The organism is Mesorhizobium huakuii (genome assembly GCF_014189455.1).
Lineage (GTDB): Bacteria > Pseudomonadota > Alphaproteobacteria > Rhizobiales > Rhizobiaceae > Mesorhizobium > Mesorhizobium huakuii_A.
Genome location: NZ_CP050299.1, coordinates 239737 through 254860 on the forward strand (window position 1 = coordinate 239737; position 15124 = coordinate 254860).

At 60.0% G+C, this 15124-nt stretch carries 15 protein-coding genes and 1 pseudogene; 9 read left to right on the top strand and 7 right to left on the bottom strand.

Annotated elements, in window-relative coordinates; genetic code table 11:
• Positions 1-132 precede the first annotated feature (132 nt).
• On the bottom strand, positions 133-1134 hold the full coding sequence (gene repB / locus HB778_RS38920) for a plasmid partitioning protein RepB (protein ID WP_183455392.1): 1002 nt from the start codon (positions 1132-1134) through the stop codon (positions 133-135).
• 75 nt (positions 1135-1209) lie between these two features.
• Positions 1210-2415: a plasmid partitioning protein RepA gene (repA, locus tag HB778_RS38925; RefSeq protein WP_183455391.1), complete on the bottom strand. Its 1206-nt coding sequence runs from the start codon at positions 2413-2415 to the stop codon at positions 1210-1212.
• 572 nt (positions 2416-2987) lie between these two features.
• Between repA and HB778_RS38930 the strand changes: the two genes are divergently transcribed.
• Positions 2988-3260, top strand: a complete 273-nt coding sequence (locus HB778_RS38930; protein WP_183455498.1) for a nucleotidyl transferase AbiEii/AbiGii toxin family protein — start codon at positions 2988-2990, stop codon at positions 3258-3260.
• A 173-nt stretch (positions 3261-3433) separates the two neighbouring features.
• Positions 3434-3704, top strand: a pseudogene (locus HB778_RS42470) (helix-turn-helix domain-containing protein).
• 362 nt (positions 3705-4066) lie between these two features.
• On the opposite strand, the gene fic reads toward HB778_RS42470, so the two are convergent.
• Positions 4067-5170 (bottom strand): protein adenylyltransferase Fic, encoded by a 1104-nt coding sequence (gene fic, locus HB778_RS38935; protein WP_183455461.1) that lies wholly within the window; start codon positions 5168-5170, stop codon positions 4067-4069.
• Between the two features lie 165 nt (positions 5171-5335).
• A complete protein-coding gene (locus tag HB778_RS38940) occupies positions 5336-6601 on the bottom strand; it encodes a site-specific integrase (protein ID WP_432421305.1) in 1266 nt (421 codons plus the stop codon).
• A gap of 257 nt (positions 6602-6858) precedes the next feature.
• Between HB778_RS38940 and HB778_RS38945 the strand changes: the two genes are divergently transcribed.
• From HB778_RS38945 to scpB, 4 genes are all read left to right on the top strand, one after another.
• The gene (locus HB778_RS38945; RefSeq protein ID WP_183455388.1) at positions 6859-7218 is read left to right on the top strand and encodes a type II toxin-antitoxin system RelE/ParE family toxin; all 360 of its coding nucleotides are present in this window, start codon (positions 6859-6861) and stop codon (positions 7216-7218) included.
• On the top strand, positions 7208-7531 hold the full coding sequence (locus tag HB778_RS38950) for a helix-turn-helix domain-containing protein (RefSeq protein WP_183465791.1): 324 nt from the start codon (positions 7208-7210) through the stop codon (positions 7529-7531). The genes HB778_RS38945 and HB778_RS38950 overlap by 11 nt, the downstream gene beginning before the upstream one ends.
• Before the next feature lie 118 nt (positions 7532-7649).
• Positions 7650-8672: a DUF1403 family protein gene (locus HB778_RS38955; RefSeq protein ID WP_183465887.1), complete on the top strand. Its 1023-nt coding sequence runs from the start codon at positions 7650-7652 to the stop codon at positions 8670-8672.
• A 5-nt stretch (positions 8673-8677) separates the two neighbouring features.
• The gene (scpB, locus tag HB778_RS38960; protein ID WP_183465792.1) at positions 8678-9400 is read left to right on the top strand and encodes an SMC-Scp complex subunit ScpB; all 723 of its coding nucleotides are present in this window, start codon (positions 8678-8680) and stop codon (positions 9398-9400) included.
• Between the two features lie 529 nt (positions 9401-9929).
• On the opposite strand, the gene HB778_RS38965 is transcribed toward scpB, so the two are convergent.
• The 3 genes from HB778_RS38965 to HB778_RS38975 form a co-directional block, all read right to left on the bottom strand.
• Positions 9930-10613 carry a GntR family transcriptional regulator gene (locus HB778_RS38965; RefSeq protein ID WP_183465793.1) on the bottom strand — a complete coding sequence of 228 codons (684 nt, stop codon included), beginning with the start codon at positions 10611-10613 and terminating at the stop codon, positions 9930-9932.
• A 551-nt stretch (positions 10614-11164) separates the two neighbouring features.
• Positions 11165-12142, bottom strand: a complete 978-nt coding sequence (locus tag HB778_RS38970) for a transketolase family protein (protein ID WP_183465794.1) — start codon at positions 12140-12142, stop codon at positions 11165-11167.
• Entirely contained in the window at positions 12139-13020 is an 882-nt protein-coding gene (locus HB778_RS38975; protein ID WP_183465796.1) for a transketolase, read from the bottom strand. The genes HB778_RS38970 and HB778_RS38975 overlap by 4 nt, the downstream gene beginning before the upstream one ends.
• A gap of 99 nt (positions 13021-13119) precedes the next feature.
• On the opposite strand from HB778_RS38975, the gene HB778_RS38980 reads away from it, so the two are divergent.
• The 3 genes from HB778_RS38980 to HB778_RS38985 all read left to right on the top strand — a co-directional run bounded on the left by HB778_RS38980 (position 13120) and on the right by HB778_RS38985 (position 15108).
• Positions 13120-14358, top strand: coding sequence for an aminotransferase (locus tag HB778_RS38980; RefSeq protein ID WP_348524823.1), 1239 nt, complete (start codon positions 13120-13122; stop codon positions 14356-14358).
• Positions 14355-14498 carry a hypothetical protein gene (locus HB778_RS43300; RefSeq protein WP_348524819.1) on the top strand — a complete coding sequence of 48 codons (144 nt, stop codon included), beginning with the start codon at positions 14355-14357 and terminating at the stop codon, positions 14496-14498. The genes HB778_RS38980 and HB778_RS43300 overlap by 4 nt, the downstream gene beginning before the upstream one ends.
• Positions 14499-14577: 79 nt before the next feature.
• Positions 14578-15108, top strand: coding sequence for a TOBE domain-containing protein (locus HB778_RS38985; RefSeq protein WP_183465799.1), 531 nt, complete (start codon positions 14578-14580; stop codon positions 15106-15108).
• Positions 15109-15124: the final 16 nt, after the last annotated feature.

Genomic DNA, 15124 nt, shown 5'->3' on the forward strand with positions numbered 1-15124 from the left:
CAAAAGAAATCCGTCCGCCGAATCGACGCTTAAAACGCTTGACACTGATTCGCGGAAATGAGATTCTCGGCTTGCTAAAGATCGAGAAGGGCTTCCACGGTTCGCCGTCGGGGGCCTTTTTCTTTTGCGGTTTTAGTCTCCCTTGGTTTCCTTTTCCTGCTTCCTGTAGGCCTCATAAAGACCGTCCAGTTGGCCTGCTATGAACTCAGCAAAATGGAGACCGTAAGCTGCCTCGACTATTATCGAAGCTTTCTTTGGCGTCCCTCTAATCGCAACGCTCAGTGATCTGTCGGCAGGAGCCCAGGCTTTGGGTGCGAGGGCAACCTTTGGCTTCTTGGGTGTCTTGGATGATTTCAGATGACTGAGGAGCAGGTTGAAGACTTCGTCCTTCACCTGACCTGCTGCAAACTCCTCGGTTCGAACGTACTCGATCGCTTTGGTAGCATTGGCTGGAATCTGAACTAGTTTTTTGAGTTCTTCCCAACGATCCCTGCCAACACCCTTTGCGGCCCCAACGACACTCAGCACCGCTTCGGGAACCGTCTCAGCGACCGACAGCATACGAGACAGCAGCGTGTCATCGACCGTAAGGGCTGATTTGACAGTATCCTTCGTCATACCGCTCTCAATCAACTTCCGTGCGAACAACGACTTCTCGATAAACGACAGGTCGGCTCGAGCAGTATTTTCTTGGCCCTGTGCGATGACATGCTCAATGTCAGCCAAGCGCTTCACGACCGCTCGGACATTAATGCCGAGATCGCGGGCGACCTTTGCCCGTCGATGGCCAAATACAATCATGTAGCGGCCTATATCATGGGGGTGCGGTCGCACAAGGATCGGTGTCGACTGGCCAGATGTACGAATGGCTTGTCTGAGCTGTAGGTATTCTGCGTCATCCTCCCCTATACGATCAGCAATGAACGAACCATCGAGATCCTTGGGGTCAATCGCCACCACGGTTTCTCCGTCGAGCATCCGCACTGAATTCTCGGCCAGTTCGTCCAGTGACTGCATCATCGAACGCGACGCGCCACGCTTGGCGTAGTCAGACCTAGCCTGCGATGCCGAATGCACTGGCTGTTCCCGAGTAAGTGACGCGGTTACGCTTGCCAGAAGGTCCTTTCTAGCCATTCTGTCCTCTCAGACCTGCTCTCATCTTTTTGAAATTGCTTCCAAAACTGCCGTTCTGCACGGCTGTCAAAATGGTCACTTCCGCCCCCATGCCTTATGAATAAGTGATGTAATCTCGGAATTGACCGCGTTCAGACTTTCAATCGCCCGCTCATATGTTGTTCGCGTGAATTGGCTTTTCTCGACCTCGTAAAGTGTCTGTTTCGTGATGCCCGCGTCTGAGATGGCCGTAGTCTTCACCATTTGGTTCTTGAGCATGCGCTTGTTGAAAAGTGCTTGCAGGAAACCAACCATCTGGGCCTGGGGACCATCGGTCGGCTCATATCGAGTCACGAGATAACGGAACCACTTCAGCTTCACCGCTGCCCCAGCCCCCTTGATGGACTGCAGGATGCCACCGAGCATGAGCAAGAACTGAGACATCGACATCACATCGAGCATCTGCGGGTGCACGGTAATAATCACTGACGTCGAAGCTGTCAGAGATGTGAGCGTTAGGTAACCGAGTTGCGGTGGGCAATCTATGACAATCACGTCATAGCGATCGTCAACTTCCTTGAGCGCCGCAGAAATGCGCGTGAAGAACAAGCGCCCTTCTGGTGAATTCTTGCTAGAAGCGGCTAGTGGAGTGTCGTACTCGTATTCCTGCAGTTCAAGATTGGCAGGCACGATGTCCAAACCCGGGAAATTGGTCGGCCGAATAATCTCCTTGATTGATTTTTTGTGCTCGTCGTATCGAAGTGCCTCATAAAGCGAGGGATTCTTGTCGAGTTCAGGCTGAATGCCATGCAGAGCTGACAGGGAAGCCTGCGGATCAAGGTCAATTGCGAGAACGCGATGCCCTGTCAGAGCGAGGTATTGAGCTAGATGGGCAGCTGTTGTTGTCTTGCCGGAGCCACCCTTGAAATTGACGACGGAGATGACTTGCAATGTGTCACCTTGACGGCGGTGAGGAACATAGCGCTTGAAGTCCGAACGACCGTGCTTGTCGAGGTATTGACGCAACTCGAGCATCTGCAGAGCAGTGTATGAACGACGACCCGAATTGGAAACCTCAGGTGCGGGGCCCTTGCCTTCGAGATGCAGCTTTTTAATATGATTCTGGGTGACGCCCAGAAAATCCGCGACTTCGACCGAGGAAAATTGCCGTAGCCCCTTCATCGCATTTGGTGGATACTGCTCAAGCCGCAGCATGTTCAATTTGTCCGAGATAAGCTCTCCCTGTTCGAGAATCTCCTCGTCGAAATCGAACTCCAAGTCGTGATCGGGCATCAAATTCATACTCGGCAATTTCCAGAATAACGCTTTTCTGACATGATTGTCACTTCAAGCGTGATTAATGCCCGATTCGGACAATCCAGCAAGAAGTTTTTAGCTAACAGGAGGTTAACGGGCGTTCTCGCCTCGAAAGCATAATCTAAAATTGCATCTGTGAGCTGTTGGGAACCGTTGTCGCAAGCCATAAAGGCAGCACGAGCTTGGCATGACATTCGGACGTCTACACCATTGAAATGATGGCACAATTATCCGATTTGCACGGCTGTCAAGTTTAACGGTCGGGGCACGATTCCGGTTCCGTGGTTGACGTTATGCCCTCTGTGCAAGATAGGAACGGTGCTGGGCCGACCTGAGGGCCGAACTTCAGCGGGAGGCGAACTTGCGCGGTCGTCACCCTTTCAACTGCCGAACTGGCCGACCTAATTTCGGATGATGTATAGCTATCAAAGTAAGATAATCGAACGCTCCACGGCCTTCAGATGTCGAGCGTGCCCCGACCGGTCGGTGAGCGGACGCAATCGCAATGGATGCGAAGGGTGCGCCTTCTCTCTCATTGCAGACCGCCTCTGGAACGGATGCACGAAGTCGGCGATACGTTCTGGCTGATGGCGGTCGGCGGTGTCTCTTGGCCGGCCTGCCCGATTTCCAGCTTGGTCGCCCCACTATCCGACCTAATCGACCAGCTTCGCCAGAATGCCGGCGGCCACGACTTCGAAAGGTCATTTGGTGGCGGAATGGCGATGATGATACAGATCGGCCATCGCGAAAGCCACGACATCGATATTTTCCTCGACGACCCTCAATTGCTCGGTTTCATCGACCCATCCAGAACCCCACCTGCACTTTGAAACGATGCCATCTGACTAGCCTTGGGGGGGCGCTTACCGGCGCTAATCCAGTGAAATGCACGCAATTCGGCATCATTATGTTCGCCCTGTCCTGTTTGGCGAACAGATAGACGTAAACCCAAACGTGGATCTGGACGCGGAGTTGAATGCTGGAGCTTTGATGGAGATAGGCGATGACGATTAGACGAAAATTCAAGAGCGACGCCTTCGAGGCGGTCCACAGCGCGATGGAAGGCATGGTGCGCGCCGGCACGGTCGACAAGCAGACCCTTCCTTCGACGAAGCCTGCCTGTTCCGGCCGACGTTATGCGTCGCAAAGAAGATCAAGGCGCTGCCCGAGCGCAATCACGTCAGCCAGCCGGTGTTCGCGCGCTATCTCAACACGTCGCAATCGACGGTGCAGAAGTGGGAGACCGGTGCGCCAAGCGGCCGAGCGGGCTGTAGCAGAAGCTTCTGTGGGTGGTTGAAAAGCACGGATCGCAGGTGCTGCAGTAGCCGCTCAAGCCCCAACCGTACGGTAGGGTGACCGGATGAAAATGTGGGTAACCAAAGAGGGGCACGAATGGCGGGTGTCGGCATGCCAGCTCTTGCAGGAACGCGCCCGAAAAGAGGAGGCGGCCGGCGAGGATCCTGCCTGGCCATGGCCAACGGTGACCTCGGATGAACAATTTTAGCGGCAATGTGGCGAACGAAAAAGCCCAGGCACGTTTCAGATATGCCGGAAACCAGGGCAATCAAACGGTCCTCTTCGGATGAGGGCGAGATGCACGGACGGGCGGTTTAGTGCCGGTAGGAAGGTGAGGGCTTCACCGGCCGCCTTGCGCCGGCTCGCGCTCGGTGAGAAGCGCCAGCAAGGCCGGATTGATATAGAGGTTCTCGCGACCAGCCTTGACTTCTTGCAACAGGCCATTGTCGACGAGGGTCTTTAGATAGACCGATGCCGCCTGTCGTTTCGCTATGCCGGATGAAACCAGGTCGCCGATCCGGCAGTACGGATTGACGAAGATTATCTCGGCAAGCTCTCGGGAGTAGATTTTCGGGAGGTCTCGGCGCAAGCGCTCGGCGGTCTGGTCGAGCAGGTCGCGGATCGCACGTATACGGGCAGTTGACCAGCCTGCAGTCTCCGTTACCGCGGCGAGCATGTAGAGGATCCAACTTTCCCACGCGCCCTCCGTCGTCACGGCGAGAAGGCGATCGTAGTAGGCTCCTTTGTTTCGGATGATATAGCGGCTTAGATAGAGCACCGGGATGTCCAGGAGGCCCTTGTCAACCAGATAGAGCAGATTCAGCACGCGGCCGGTTCTGCCATTGCCGTCGATAAACGGATGGATGGCCTCGAATTGGTAGTGCATCACGGCGAGGCGGATCAACGGATCGATGTCCTCGGCCTCATGGATGTAGCGCTCCCAGTTCGCCAGCTTGTCGCGCAGGAGGTTCTGTCCCTCGGGCGGGGTGTAGACAACCGCACCCGTCGCCTGGTTGACCAGGGCCGTGCCGGGCGTCGACCGAATGTCGAGTTCGACGCCCTTGATGGTGCGGCACACCGCGACCGCCGTTGATGTCGTCACAGGACGCTCTTGCAGAGTTCGGAAGCCCTGATTGAGCGCGGTGCGGTAGCGCAGCGCCTCCTTCGTGGCAGCATCAGCGAGATTTCCGGCTTCATTGGCGAAGCGAAACAAGCGGTCCGTCGTCGTGACGATGTTCTCTATTTCGGAACTTGCCTGGGCTTCTAAGAGCGGGATAGAGTTGATGAGGACTGCTTGGTTCGGAATATGCTGACCCGATATCCTGAGTTCTGCTAGGGCCGCGCGCGCCGCTATGCAGGCCTTGAGCACGGACTTCGTTTCAACATCCTCCTTTGGGGGCAGGGGAGGGAGGTCATTGTAAGGCCGGTCGGCCTGAAACGTCATGTCGATGGTTCCCTGTTCGATCGACATGTCGGGGTTGATATGTCGTTGGCATCGACACATTGTCAAATCATGTCGATAGAACCGTAATCTATCGACATATTGTGATAGCAGCAAGGCGATCGCGCAAACGGAGGTTATTAGCGGCGGCTCCCTCCAAAGGGGCGTTTACAGCCCGCTTGCCTTGGTGAGGTTGATCCGAAACCTGTCGCGCCGGCGCTGATAGCGACGGGTCATTTCCGCGGAAGCATGGCCGAGCTGCTTCTGCACGTATCGCTCATCGACCTCGGCCGAGGAAGCGAGGCCGGCGCGCAGCGAATGCCCAGAGAATTTGGTCCCGCGCTCGCCTTCCGACAGATCGCCACGAACGCCCGCGGCCAGCGCGGTGCGCTTGACCAGCCGTGCAACTTCCTGGTCGTTGAGACGCTCGGCTCCAACCGCTTTGCCGTGGCCTGTGACACGGCGGAACAGCGGTCCGTGCGCGATACGAGCGAGTTTCAACCAGGTCTGCAGGGCGACCACCGGGCAGGTGGCGTCGGAGGAGCCGCGGCCGATCTCGACTTCGCGCCAGCCGGTCTTTCCCCGCAGCGTCACCAGCATGCCTTTGTCAAAACTCTCGATCCAGCCCGAAGAATCTTCGGTCTGATCGCGGCCAACATCGAGGCCGACTATTTCCGAGCGACGCAGGCCGCCAGCGAAGCCAAGCAGCAACATGGCGCGATCACGCAGGCCGCGCAGGGTGCCGCGGTCGAGGGTCTCCAGCATCGCGATCAGATCCTCGGGAAGAAGCGCCTCCTTCTGCCGTGGCGGCTGTGCGTGGCTGTTGCGAATGCCGGCGAGCACAGTGGCGATATGGCGGTCCTTGCGGTCGAGCGGCTGGCCACGCTGCGTATAGTTCCAGGATAGGGAGGAGAGACGGCGCTCGATTGTCGCCACGGAGTTCGGCTTCTTGTCCCCCGTTACCTTGCCGGATGCGCAGGCGGTGATGTAGAGGCCGACGGTCTGTGGGCCAGGCGGAAACACCTCTAGATTCTGGCGGCGTGCCCAGGCGCAAAAATGCTTCCAGTCGGCGGCGTAGGCGCGGCGCGTGTTGGCCGAACTTGCCGCCTCGACATAGTCGCGGGCGCGGTCGGCGAGCTGGTCCAGGTGTGCCGGCAGGCGATTTGGCGCGGTGGACGACAGGGGAGGGGAGGGCGTCCAGTCCGAGGTGCCGTCGACCGGCCGTCCCATTGCCATGACGAGATCGATAATGTCCGGCAACTCGTTGTCGAGACCGCCGCTGTCGAGACCGTCGCCGGCAATCGGCGCTGACGGCTCAGCCCAGGCCTGTGAGGCGGAAATCTCGACATTCAGCGTTGTGCTGTGGGACGCCCCGGAGTTATTCCGGGTGTAAATTTTGGGCTTCTGCTCGACGTCTTGGGCTGTCGTTCGCATTCCATCAACGGGCGGCAATTCATTGATCTCGAACGAATCAGATTTTGGATTCATTGCCGGATTCTAGCCGAATTAGCGGATTTTTCGTAACATTTTACAGCGAGGCCGCTGTGGTTCACGGACCCGACAGGGACACGATTGATGATGCCACCTTGGATGAGGCGGTTGCAAGGGAAGTCGTGATCCGGAGGCTGGCGTCGCTCGACAACCGTTGCGACATCCCTTGAATACCATAGCACCAAGTGCTATCTTTCGTCATGCCGGATCGAATATTCAAGGCAGCATGGTTCGCCAAGGCGGCGCGCAAGGCACGGCTTTCGGATGCAGCGCTTACGCGGGCAGCCAGGGAGGCCGCGCAGGGCAAGGCGGACGATCTCGGCGGAGGCGTTTTCAAAAAACGGCTCGGCGACAATCGCTTCCGATCGATCCTGCTCGCCAGGAGCGGCGAGTTTTGGGTTTACGTCTATCTGTTCGCTAAACAGGACAGGGCGAACATCGATGATGACGAATTGCGTGCGTTTCGCGATCTGGCCGCGCTCTACCGGCGCAAATCCACCGTGGATCTGGACGCGGAATTGACTGCTGGAGCTTTGATGGAGATTGGCGATGACGATTAAACGAAAATTCAAGAGCGACGCCTTCGAGGCGATCCACAGCGCGGTGGAAGGCATGGTGCGCGCCGGCACGGTCGACAAGCAGACCCTGCGCTCCTTCGACGAAGCCTGCCTTTCCCGGCCGACGATATTCGACGCCAAGAAGATCAAGGCGCTGCGCGAGCGCAATCACGTCAGCCAGCCGGTGTTCGCGCGCTATCTCAACACGTCCGAATCGACGGTGCAGAAGTGGGAGACCGGCGCCAAGCGGCCGAGCGGGCTGGCGCTGAAGCTTCTGTCGGTGGTCGAAAAGCACGGTTTGCAGGTGCTGCAGTAGGCCTTTTTCCAAACGAGCGATAATGCAACATTATCGTTCATTTTACGAAGGCGACAGGTGCAGCGCTTTCTATCCATTTCTGTTGCCAAAAGCGCCGCCATGATTCATCGTGCTTTTGATGATTCTGCGTCCCAAACCCTCCCTACGCCACCAGGGCACCCTTCTCGGCGCCATGGCGGCGACCCCGATGCTCGCTGTGCCGAGCTGGTTGCGCCGGGCGGCTCCCGACGCTCAAACCGTTGCGGCGCAGAGCATTGAGGACATTGCCGTCACTGCCGGCGCCGCCATCGGCGCGCTCGATGCGGTGGTCCGCCGGCAGGAGCGGTGGGCCGGCGCCTGGCGCCAGCGCCTGGCGCTTTCGGCGGCCGCGGCAACGGCGAAGCAGGCCGGCCGCGTCAACGATGAAAATGCGCTGCGCGATGCCATGCTGCTCACACGACCGGGCGATTTTTTGTCCGTCGGCCCGGCCGGATCGATGCTCCTGGCTTGGCGACGGCTGGCCGGCACGCCTGCCGAGAAACTGCTGACCGAGGCGAGCATCGGCGCGGTGCTGGATGACCTCGGTCTCCGTCGCGACGACGAGGTGGTCAGCGACCTGGCGGACGATCTTCGGCAGCTTTCCGCAGGTATCGGAACGGTCGGCATGCTGACCGGCGCGTTCGCGACTGCCGAGAGATATGGTTTCGCACGAGCCTTCGTATGTTGGCTCGCCGACGCCCTGCTGGCGCAGCGGCTGGGCTGGGCCCACGCGGTGCCGCTGCTCGGCGCCGAATCGGCCGTGAGCACAAGCGGTCGCTCGCGTCGATCGGCAGCCAGCTCGGTGGCGACAAGCATTGAGACAGATCCCGAGCGTGCGAAAGACCTGCTTGCCGCGCAGGCGCGCGCCGCGTTGCGTGCCATCGATCTGTCCGCCGAGCTCGAGCGCCGCGCGGACCGGCTGCTTGCCGTTGCGCCAAAACTCCGGGCCAAGGCGGCGGACGCTGTTGTCGACAAGCTCTTGTCCGATGATGCGATCGTCGCCTCGGAAAAAATCGCAGGCATGAGTGACCGCGGCCTGCGCCGGCTGTTCGACCGTCTGGTCGAACTCGGCGCCGTGCGCGAGCTTTCCGGCCGCCCGACCTTTCGAATTTACGGACTGTGAAGACGATGGTTGAGGCGCGCGCGAAACAGGGGAGGGGACGATCAAGCGAAGGTCGATCAGCTGACCAGCGATCAGGCGACCGCCTGTTTGATCGGGAGCTGGATCATCTGCCGCCGGAGGTGCGTTGGCGCGAATGGATGAACCGCGTCGAGGCGACGATCTTTGCGGCCAGCGAACCGGTTGGCCGGGAGACATTGGCGCGCGTCGTCGGCAAAACCTGCAGCATTGATCTTCTCATCGACGACATCCGCGAGGAGCTGCGCGGTCGGCCCTATGACCTGATCGCCGTCGCCGGCGGCTGGAAGCATCTGACCCGGCCGGCCTATGCCGACGCCATCCGTGCCGCGGTTGGCGGCAACGAGCGAGCCGTGGATCTAACACAATCTGAAGTGCTAGTGCTGATGTGCATCGCCTACTTCCAGCCGATCACCCGCGCCGAGCTTTCTTCGTTCTTCGGCAAGGAGATCAGCCGCGATTTTATTGGTCATCTGCGCGGCGCGAAGCTGATTGCCTCCGGTCCGCGCAGTCCGACACCCGGCGCGCCCTACACCTACGTCACGACCAAAGAATTCCTGCTGGAGTTCGGCCTCGACACCCTGCGAGACTTGCCGGATTTCGAGGCGCTCGAGGATGCCGGACTGCTAAGCAAAGAGAAGCTGCTGGCTGGTGAAATCATGCCGGAGTTGGCTGGCGGCCATGAGGATGTCGCAGTCGATATGGAGGAATAGCTCGGCGCTGCTGACGCTATGGCTGTGCTTTGCGAAGGCTTCCCGCTTTTCCATAGCCAAATCGCTGTAGCGACAGCGCCGCCGAGGGCGCCCATGTCCGAAATTTGTAGGCAAATTTCGGACATTATACGGCTTCTGCGCAACTGCCGCCCAAAAATTCGTGGTCACGCGCAACGCCAAACTTGAGACTCCGTGGGACAACACCTCGCCGGCTCGTGGGCGACGCCGGCGAGACCCTCCGGACGGAACACGACAAGACGCTAATCATCTTTGGAAGGGGCGTTTTGGTCCGAATCTTGATTCAGTGGGCCCGGGTATGGCAATGCGACCAAACGTGACCCGCGGCGTGTCGCCGCAAGCGTCGGGCGTGGCTGACTTACCAGCGACGCCGCTCGCGAGTTCTACAAGGTGGCGTTGACGTTAGACGCAGAGCAGGGAATCTGGATCGTGGATTAACAGGCTATTGCCCGGTTGCGAGCGCCTGAGCCAGCAACAGCGACAAGGTCGGGGAAGGTACATCAGCTTTCGATCACGACCGCTGGGCGGTCGCGGCCTGCTCGTCGAAATACCGCAACAGGTTCATGCCGCCGCGCACGATGTCGCGTTCGATCGCCTTGCGCGCCATCTTCTTGTTGCGGGCACGGAACGCTTCGATCAACGTCTCATGCTCCTCCGCGCCGATATAGTCGTTCTCGGCCTGCTGATAATACACGTTGAGGATCGGACCCATCGATACCCACAGGCTTTCGATCTGCGCGATCAGCATGTCCATCTTGGACAGGCGGTAGACGCCGAAGTGGAATGCGCGATTGGCGCGGCGAGCGCGTTCAGCATCGCCGGACGTTTCGCCGGCCACAAAATCACGATGGATTTCGACGAGCGTATCAATGGCCGCGTCGGAAACATGCTCGACGGCGAGTTCGGCCGCCAGTCCCTCGAGCGCGATACGAATGAGACGGACCTGCCAGTAACGCGACCGGGTCAGCTCCGGAACGGTGACGAAACGCCCCGAACGCAGTTCCAGCGCCTGCTCGCTGACGAGCCTGAAACAGGCCTCCCGCACAGGCGTGACGCTGGTGCCCAGCCGTTTCGCCAGATCCTGCATCAGCAGCCTTTCGCCCGGCCGGAAATTGCCCGCGATCAGGGCCTCGCGCAGAGAGATATAGGTTCTCGCCGACAGACTACCTTGCTCGACTGGCTGCATTGTGTTCATCGATCACCGCTGCAATGTTGGGCCGCACCGAATCGGCAACGGATAGGAGTACGAGAAGCTCTTATATCCTATAAGTCCTATTGCGAACTATGGCTAAGCGCGGGCGGTTCTCCCGGCAGAGAGCTTGCGTCAGGATCGTCTCGATGACTCCAGCGACTTCTCGATCGTCGCCCGTTCATGGCTTCGCGAAAAGCGGGAGCGGCTGACTCAGCCCGGTTCGCTACCATCTACCTGCGGAACCCGAGATCGAAGGCATCGTCGCTCGTCGGTCGTCGCCTGCATGGCTGCGAGCGTCGACGGTGTGCCGCTGAATGTACGCCCATGAACACGGATCCCGACGAGCTCCATGAGATAGCGACGACCCGCGACCAGGCCGACCGGATAACCTGACAAACCCTGCGCCCGGGTGAAGACATGCGGCGCGCCTTGCCTGCTACGGCTCGGGCTGAGCAGTCCGCCGGGCATCACCGCGCTGGTGCGCTCGATGAGTGGAGTGGTGGGTGTCCTGATTGATCATCTGAAAATCTGTGCTTCTCATAGTCTCCTTAGAGTCAGCCGAGCGCTTCGAGGACGGTGGCCTCAATTCCCGCAGCGTCCAGCCGGTAGTGCTTGTAGAGATGCGTCGGCGGCGCGATGAGGCTGTATTCGTCACGGATGCCATGGCGTATCAGCCGTGCCGGGCTGCCCGCCTCCGCCAGGATTTCCGCCACCGCGCCGGCCAGACCGCCAAGGATGTTGTGTTCTTCGATCGTCAGAATGAAGCGGGAGTGAGCTGCGGCCGCCAGGACAGCCTTGGTATCAAGTGGCTTGATCGTATGCATGTCGATCAGCCCGACGGATTTGCCCGCCGCGCGCAGCGCGCGGTAAGCCTCCCTTGAGGGATGGACCATCGAGCCACAGGCGATGATGGTCAGGTCCGATCCTTCGCCGTGAACGATCGCCTTACCGAATTGGAAGCCCACGCCGTCTTCATAGACCACCGGTTCCTGGCCGCGGCCAATGCGGAAGTAGATCGGCTGAGCATGGTTGACGGACGCCTTGACGGCGGCCGCCAGTTGCGGCCCGTCGGCCGGCGCGACGACCGTGAGGTCGGCGATGCTTCGCATGATGGCAAGATCCTCCGTCGCATGGTGGGAGGTCCCATAGAAGCCGAGTGAAATACCGGCATGATGACCAATAAGCCGCACCGGCAAGGCCGAATAGGCGACGTCGGTCCTGATCTGCTCGCAGCACAGCAGCGCCAGGAAGGAGGCGAACGTGGCGACGAACGGCATGACGCCTGTGCTGGCCATGCCGGCGGCGGCCGAAACCATGTTCTGCTCGGAAATGCCGAATTGCGTGAAGCGTTCAGGAAAGCGTTCCGCAAACCTAACCAGCCCGTTCGAGTATTGCAGGTCGGCCGTGCCCGCCACGACCGGATGACCCTCGTCAACCAGATCAATGAGTGCGTTAGACAGGTAGCTTAGGCCAGGTGCGCGTGCGTTGATCTGGCGGTATTGCCAGGAGTTGGGATCGATCGGTCCGTTCATTGCGCTTTGCCTCCACGCTTGATCTCTTCAGCAGCCAGGGCCTCGTCCGACGGCGCCAAATAGCCCAGGTGCCAGCCGGGTTCAGTTTCCATGTAACCGACGCCCTTACCTTTGGAGGTTTTGGCTATGATGCAGACGGGCTGGACTCGTGATGTCTCGGCCTTCAGCTGTCGAAGCAGCGTCGCGAGCGCGACGACGTCGTGCCCATCGACCTCGTGCACCTGCCAGCCGAACGCCGCCCATTTGTCGGCCAACGGCTCGATGCCGATGATGTCGTCAACCTGTCCGTCGAGCTGGTATCCGTTGCGGTCGACGATGGCGATCAGGTTGCCGGCCTTGTGGTGGGCCGCGGACAGCGCTGCTTCCCAGACCTGGCCTTCCTGCATCTCGCCATCGCCAAGCAAGACATAGACATCGAAGCGTCGGTCGGTCGCGCGACCGCCAAGTGCCATGCCGAGGCCACCGGACAGGGCATGACCTATCGAGCCGGAGCTGAAATCGACGCCGGGCACCTTGCGCATGTCGGGATGATCACCAAGTGGGTTACCCAGCCGGGTATAGCCATCGAGAACGTCCTTTGAGAAGAAGCCCCAGTCGACCAGCAGCGGGTAGAGGCCGACCGCCGCGTGTCCTTTGCCCATAAGGAAGCGGTCGCGGTCTGGCCATCGGGGGTCGCCGCGCTTGAGCCGCATCGCATCGTAGTAGAGCGTGGCGAATATCTCCGCGCAGGAAAACACCGACGAATAGTGGCCAACCTTGGCGATCTGGATGAGGCGAAGCGTCTCGAGCCGTACGAACTCGGCCCTGTCCCGCAAGAGGGCGATCCGCCCGGCGTCGGGTTGTAAGGCAATGTCTGATGGTGTGTGTGGGTTGGGCATTGCGCGTAACTCCCAAGATCGTTTTTACTCGACAACTTATAAGTTATAAGATATTTACCGCTCATGCAACCGTCCATCTGGTCGCGAAGGAGAATTTTGATGAAGAACGAATCGCGCGTGCTGGACATGGCCAGGCACTTTCATTCCCAGACAGATCCACGCTTGCATGAAGACCACGGCCCGTTGACGATCGTGACCGGCCAGGGCGCGACCATCGTCGATGACGCCGGCAACCGCTACATCGAGGGGATGGGCGGACTCTGGTGCGCCTCGCTTGGCTTCAGCGACAGCCGGCTGGCCGACGCTGCTGACCGCCAGATGCGCAAACTGGCCGTCTACCACACCTTCAACCACCGTTCGAACGAGCCCACGGTCGAACTCGTCGAACAGCTTGCCGCGTTGGCGCCATTCGACAACGCGCGCGTTTTTCTAGTGGGCTCCGGTTCGGAAGCCAATGACACAATGGTCAAGCTCGCCTGGTATTACCAGGCCGCGCGAGGGCGTCCCGACAAACGCAAGATTATCAGCAGGTTTGGCGCCTTCCACGGCAGTACGATCATGGGCGCGGCGCTGAGTGGCCTGCCGCACATGCACAAGTCCTTCAATCTGCCGCCGCTTCCCGTCATATTCGCTGCGCGGCCGTTCCACTATCTTGATGGTCTGCCGGCCGAGGCGGAGCGTGACTACGCCACGCGCTTGGCCCAAGAACTCGAGGCCCTGATTCTAGCGGAGGGGCCCGAGACCATCGCCGCGATGATCGCCGAGCCGATCATGGGCGCTGGCGGCGTGCTGGTGCCACCGGAGGATTACTTTCCAAAGATCCAGGCGGTGCTGCGCAAATACGACATCCTCATGCTGTCCGACGAGGTGGTCTGCGGCTTCGGACGCACCGGGAACTGGTTCGGGAGCCAGACTTTTGGCATGGAACCGGACATGCTCTCGATCGCCAAGGGGCTTTCATCCGGTCACCTGCCCATTGGCGGCGTCATTATCTCCGACAAGATCTACCAATGCGTCGCCGACGAGGCCCACAAGGTCGGCGTGTTCGGCCACGGTTTCACCTATTCCGGTCATCCGGTGACAGCGGCCGTCGCCGCCGAGGCGATCAAGATCTACCGCGAGATCGATCTCGTTAGTCAGGCGCGTCGTCTCGGCGATTACCTCCATGGAGCGCTCGCCGACGCGCTCGACGACCATACGCTTGTCGGCGAGGTCCGCGGCCGCGCTTTATCGCGGGGATTCAGATCGTCGAGGATCGCGCCGCCCGTCGCGCCTTCGCGCCGGAGCTGCGAATTGGCGCCGATGTCGAGCGGCGGTGCCGCGAGCACGGCGTCATGATTCGCAACATGGGGGACGTGCTGGCGATTTGCCCCCCGTACGTCATCACCCCCCATGAGATAGACGCCCTGGTCGACGGCGTTCGTGCGGCGCTTGACGAGACCGCGGCGGCGCATGCGCAGGCCGACGAGCTGGCATGAGTCCGCGGGGCCGGTCAGACGCTTGCCGACCCGGTCGCTAAACAGTTCACCGCCCACCAAAATTAGGAAGATTTCCCGCATGCTGTCTGATCGCTACATCGAATTCGACAAGGTCGAGAACAGCAGCTGTCGACTCCCGCGATGCGAGCAGCCGCGAACCGGTTTCGTCGCGGGGTTCATCGGCGAGAACAACAAGCTGATCGGCGTCGTATCGCGCCAGCGACATGGCGAGTGCCAAGCGGAGATCGATGGCGGCGTGACGATCATCGCCCGCTGTGACCCCGCGCACGAATGGCGGGAGGGTAAGGAGGTCACCATCTCCATACGCCCTGAAAACGTCTGTGTGGGTCCGCAAGCCGACGCTCCCGACATCGTCATCTCAGCATGCGTGTCCGAAGTCATTTATCTTGGTGATCATGTTCGCCTACACCTGATCTTATCGGGTGGAGGCGTTCTCGTCGCCAAACGTCCGAACCGCCGGACGTGGAATATCGCGGCGGCGAGACGTTGCGCATCGGCTGGAGCGCGGCCGACGGTGTCGTCCGGCCGCCCGACAAGGGAGCCCCCCGGCAAGGCGCGAGCCGGCACAAGTCAAATCCTGACCAGATGAGCCGAAACGGAGGCTA

Excerpts from the sequence above, each read along its gene's own strand:
- HB778_RS43300 (WP_348524819.1), top strand. The coding sequence starts at position 14,355 with ATGATTCGCAACATGGGGGACGTGCTGGCGATTTGCCCCCCGTACGTC.
- HB778_RS38965 (WP_183465793.1), bottom strand. The coding sequence starts at position 10,613 with ATGAACACAATGCAGCCAGTCGAGCAAGGTAGTCTGTCGGCGAGAACC.
- HB778_RS38980 (WP_348524823.1), top strand. The coding sequence starts at position 13,120 with ATGAAGAACGAATCGCGCGTGCTGGACATGGCCAGGCACTTTCATTCC.
- HB778_RS38940 (WP_432421305.1), bottom strand. The coding sequence starts at position 6,601 with ATGCGAACGACAGCCCAAGACGTCGAGCAGAAGCCCAAAATTTACACC.
- HB778_RS38985 (WP_183465799.1), top strand. The coding sequence starts at position 14,578 with ATGCTGTCTGATCGCTACATCGAATTCGACAAGGTCGAGAACAGCAGC.
- repB (WP_183455392.1), bottom strand. The coding sequence starts at position 1,134 with ATGGCTAGAAAGGACCTTCTGGCAAGCGTAACCGCGTCACTTACTCGG.
- HB778_RS38950 (WP_183465791.1), top strand. The coding sequence starts at position 7,208 with ATGACGATTAAACGAAAATTCAAGAGCGACGCCTTCGAGGCGATCCAC.
- scpB (WP_183465792.1), top strand. The coding sequence starts at position 8,678 with ATGGTTGAGGCGCGCGCGAAACAGGGGAGGGGACGATCAAGCGAAGGT.
- HB778_RS38930 (WP_183455498.1), top strand. The coding sequence starts at position 2,988 with ATGCACGAAGTCGGCGATACGTTCTGGCTGATGGCGGTCGGCGGTGTC.
- repA (WP_183455391.1), bottom strand. The coding sequence starts at position 2,415 with ATGAATTTGATGCCCGATCACGACTTGGAGTTCGATTTCGACGAGGAG.
- HB778_RS38945 (WP_183455388.1), top strand. The coding sequence starts at position 6,859 with ATGCCGGATCGAATATTCAAGGCAGCATGGTTCGCCAAGGCGGCGCGC.
- HB778_RS38975 (WP_183465796.1), bottom strand. The coding sequence starts at position 13,020 with ATGCCCAACCCACACACACCATCAGACATTGCCTTACAACCCGACGCC.
- fic (WP_183455461.1), bottom strand. The coding sequence starts at position 5,170 with ATGACGTTTCAGGCCGACCGGCCTTACAATGACCTCCCTCCCCTGCCC.
- HB778_RS38970 (WP_183465794.1), bottom strand. The coding sequence starts at position 12,142 with ATGAACGGACCGATCGATCCCAACTCCTGGCAATACCGCCAGATCAAC.
- HB778_RS38955 (WP_183465887.1), top strand. The coding sequence starts at position 7,650 with ATGATTCTGCGTCCCAAACCCTCCCTACGCCACCAGGGCACCCTTCTC.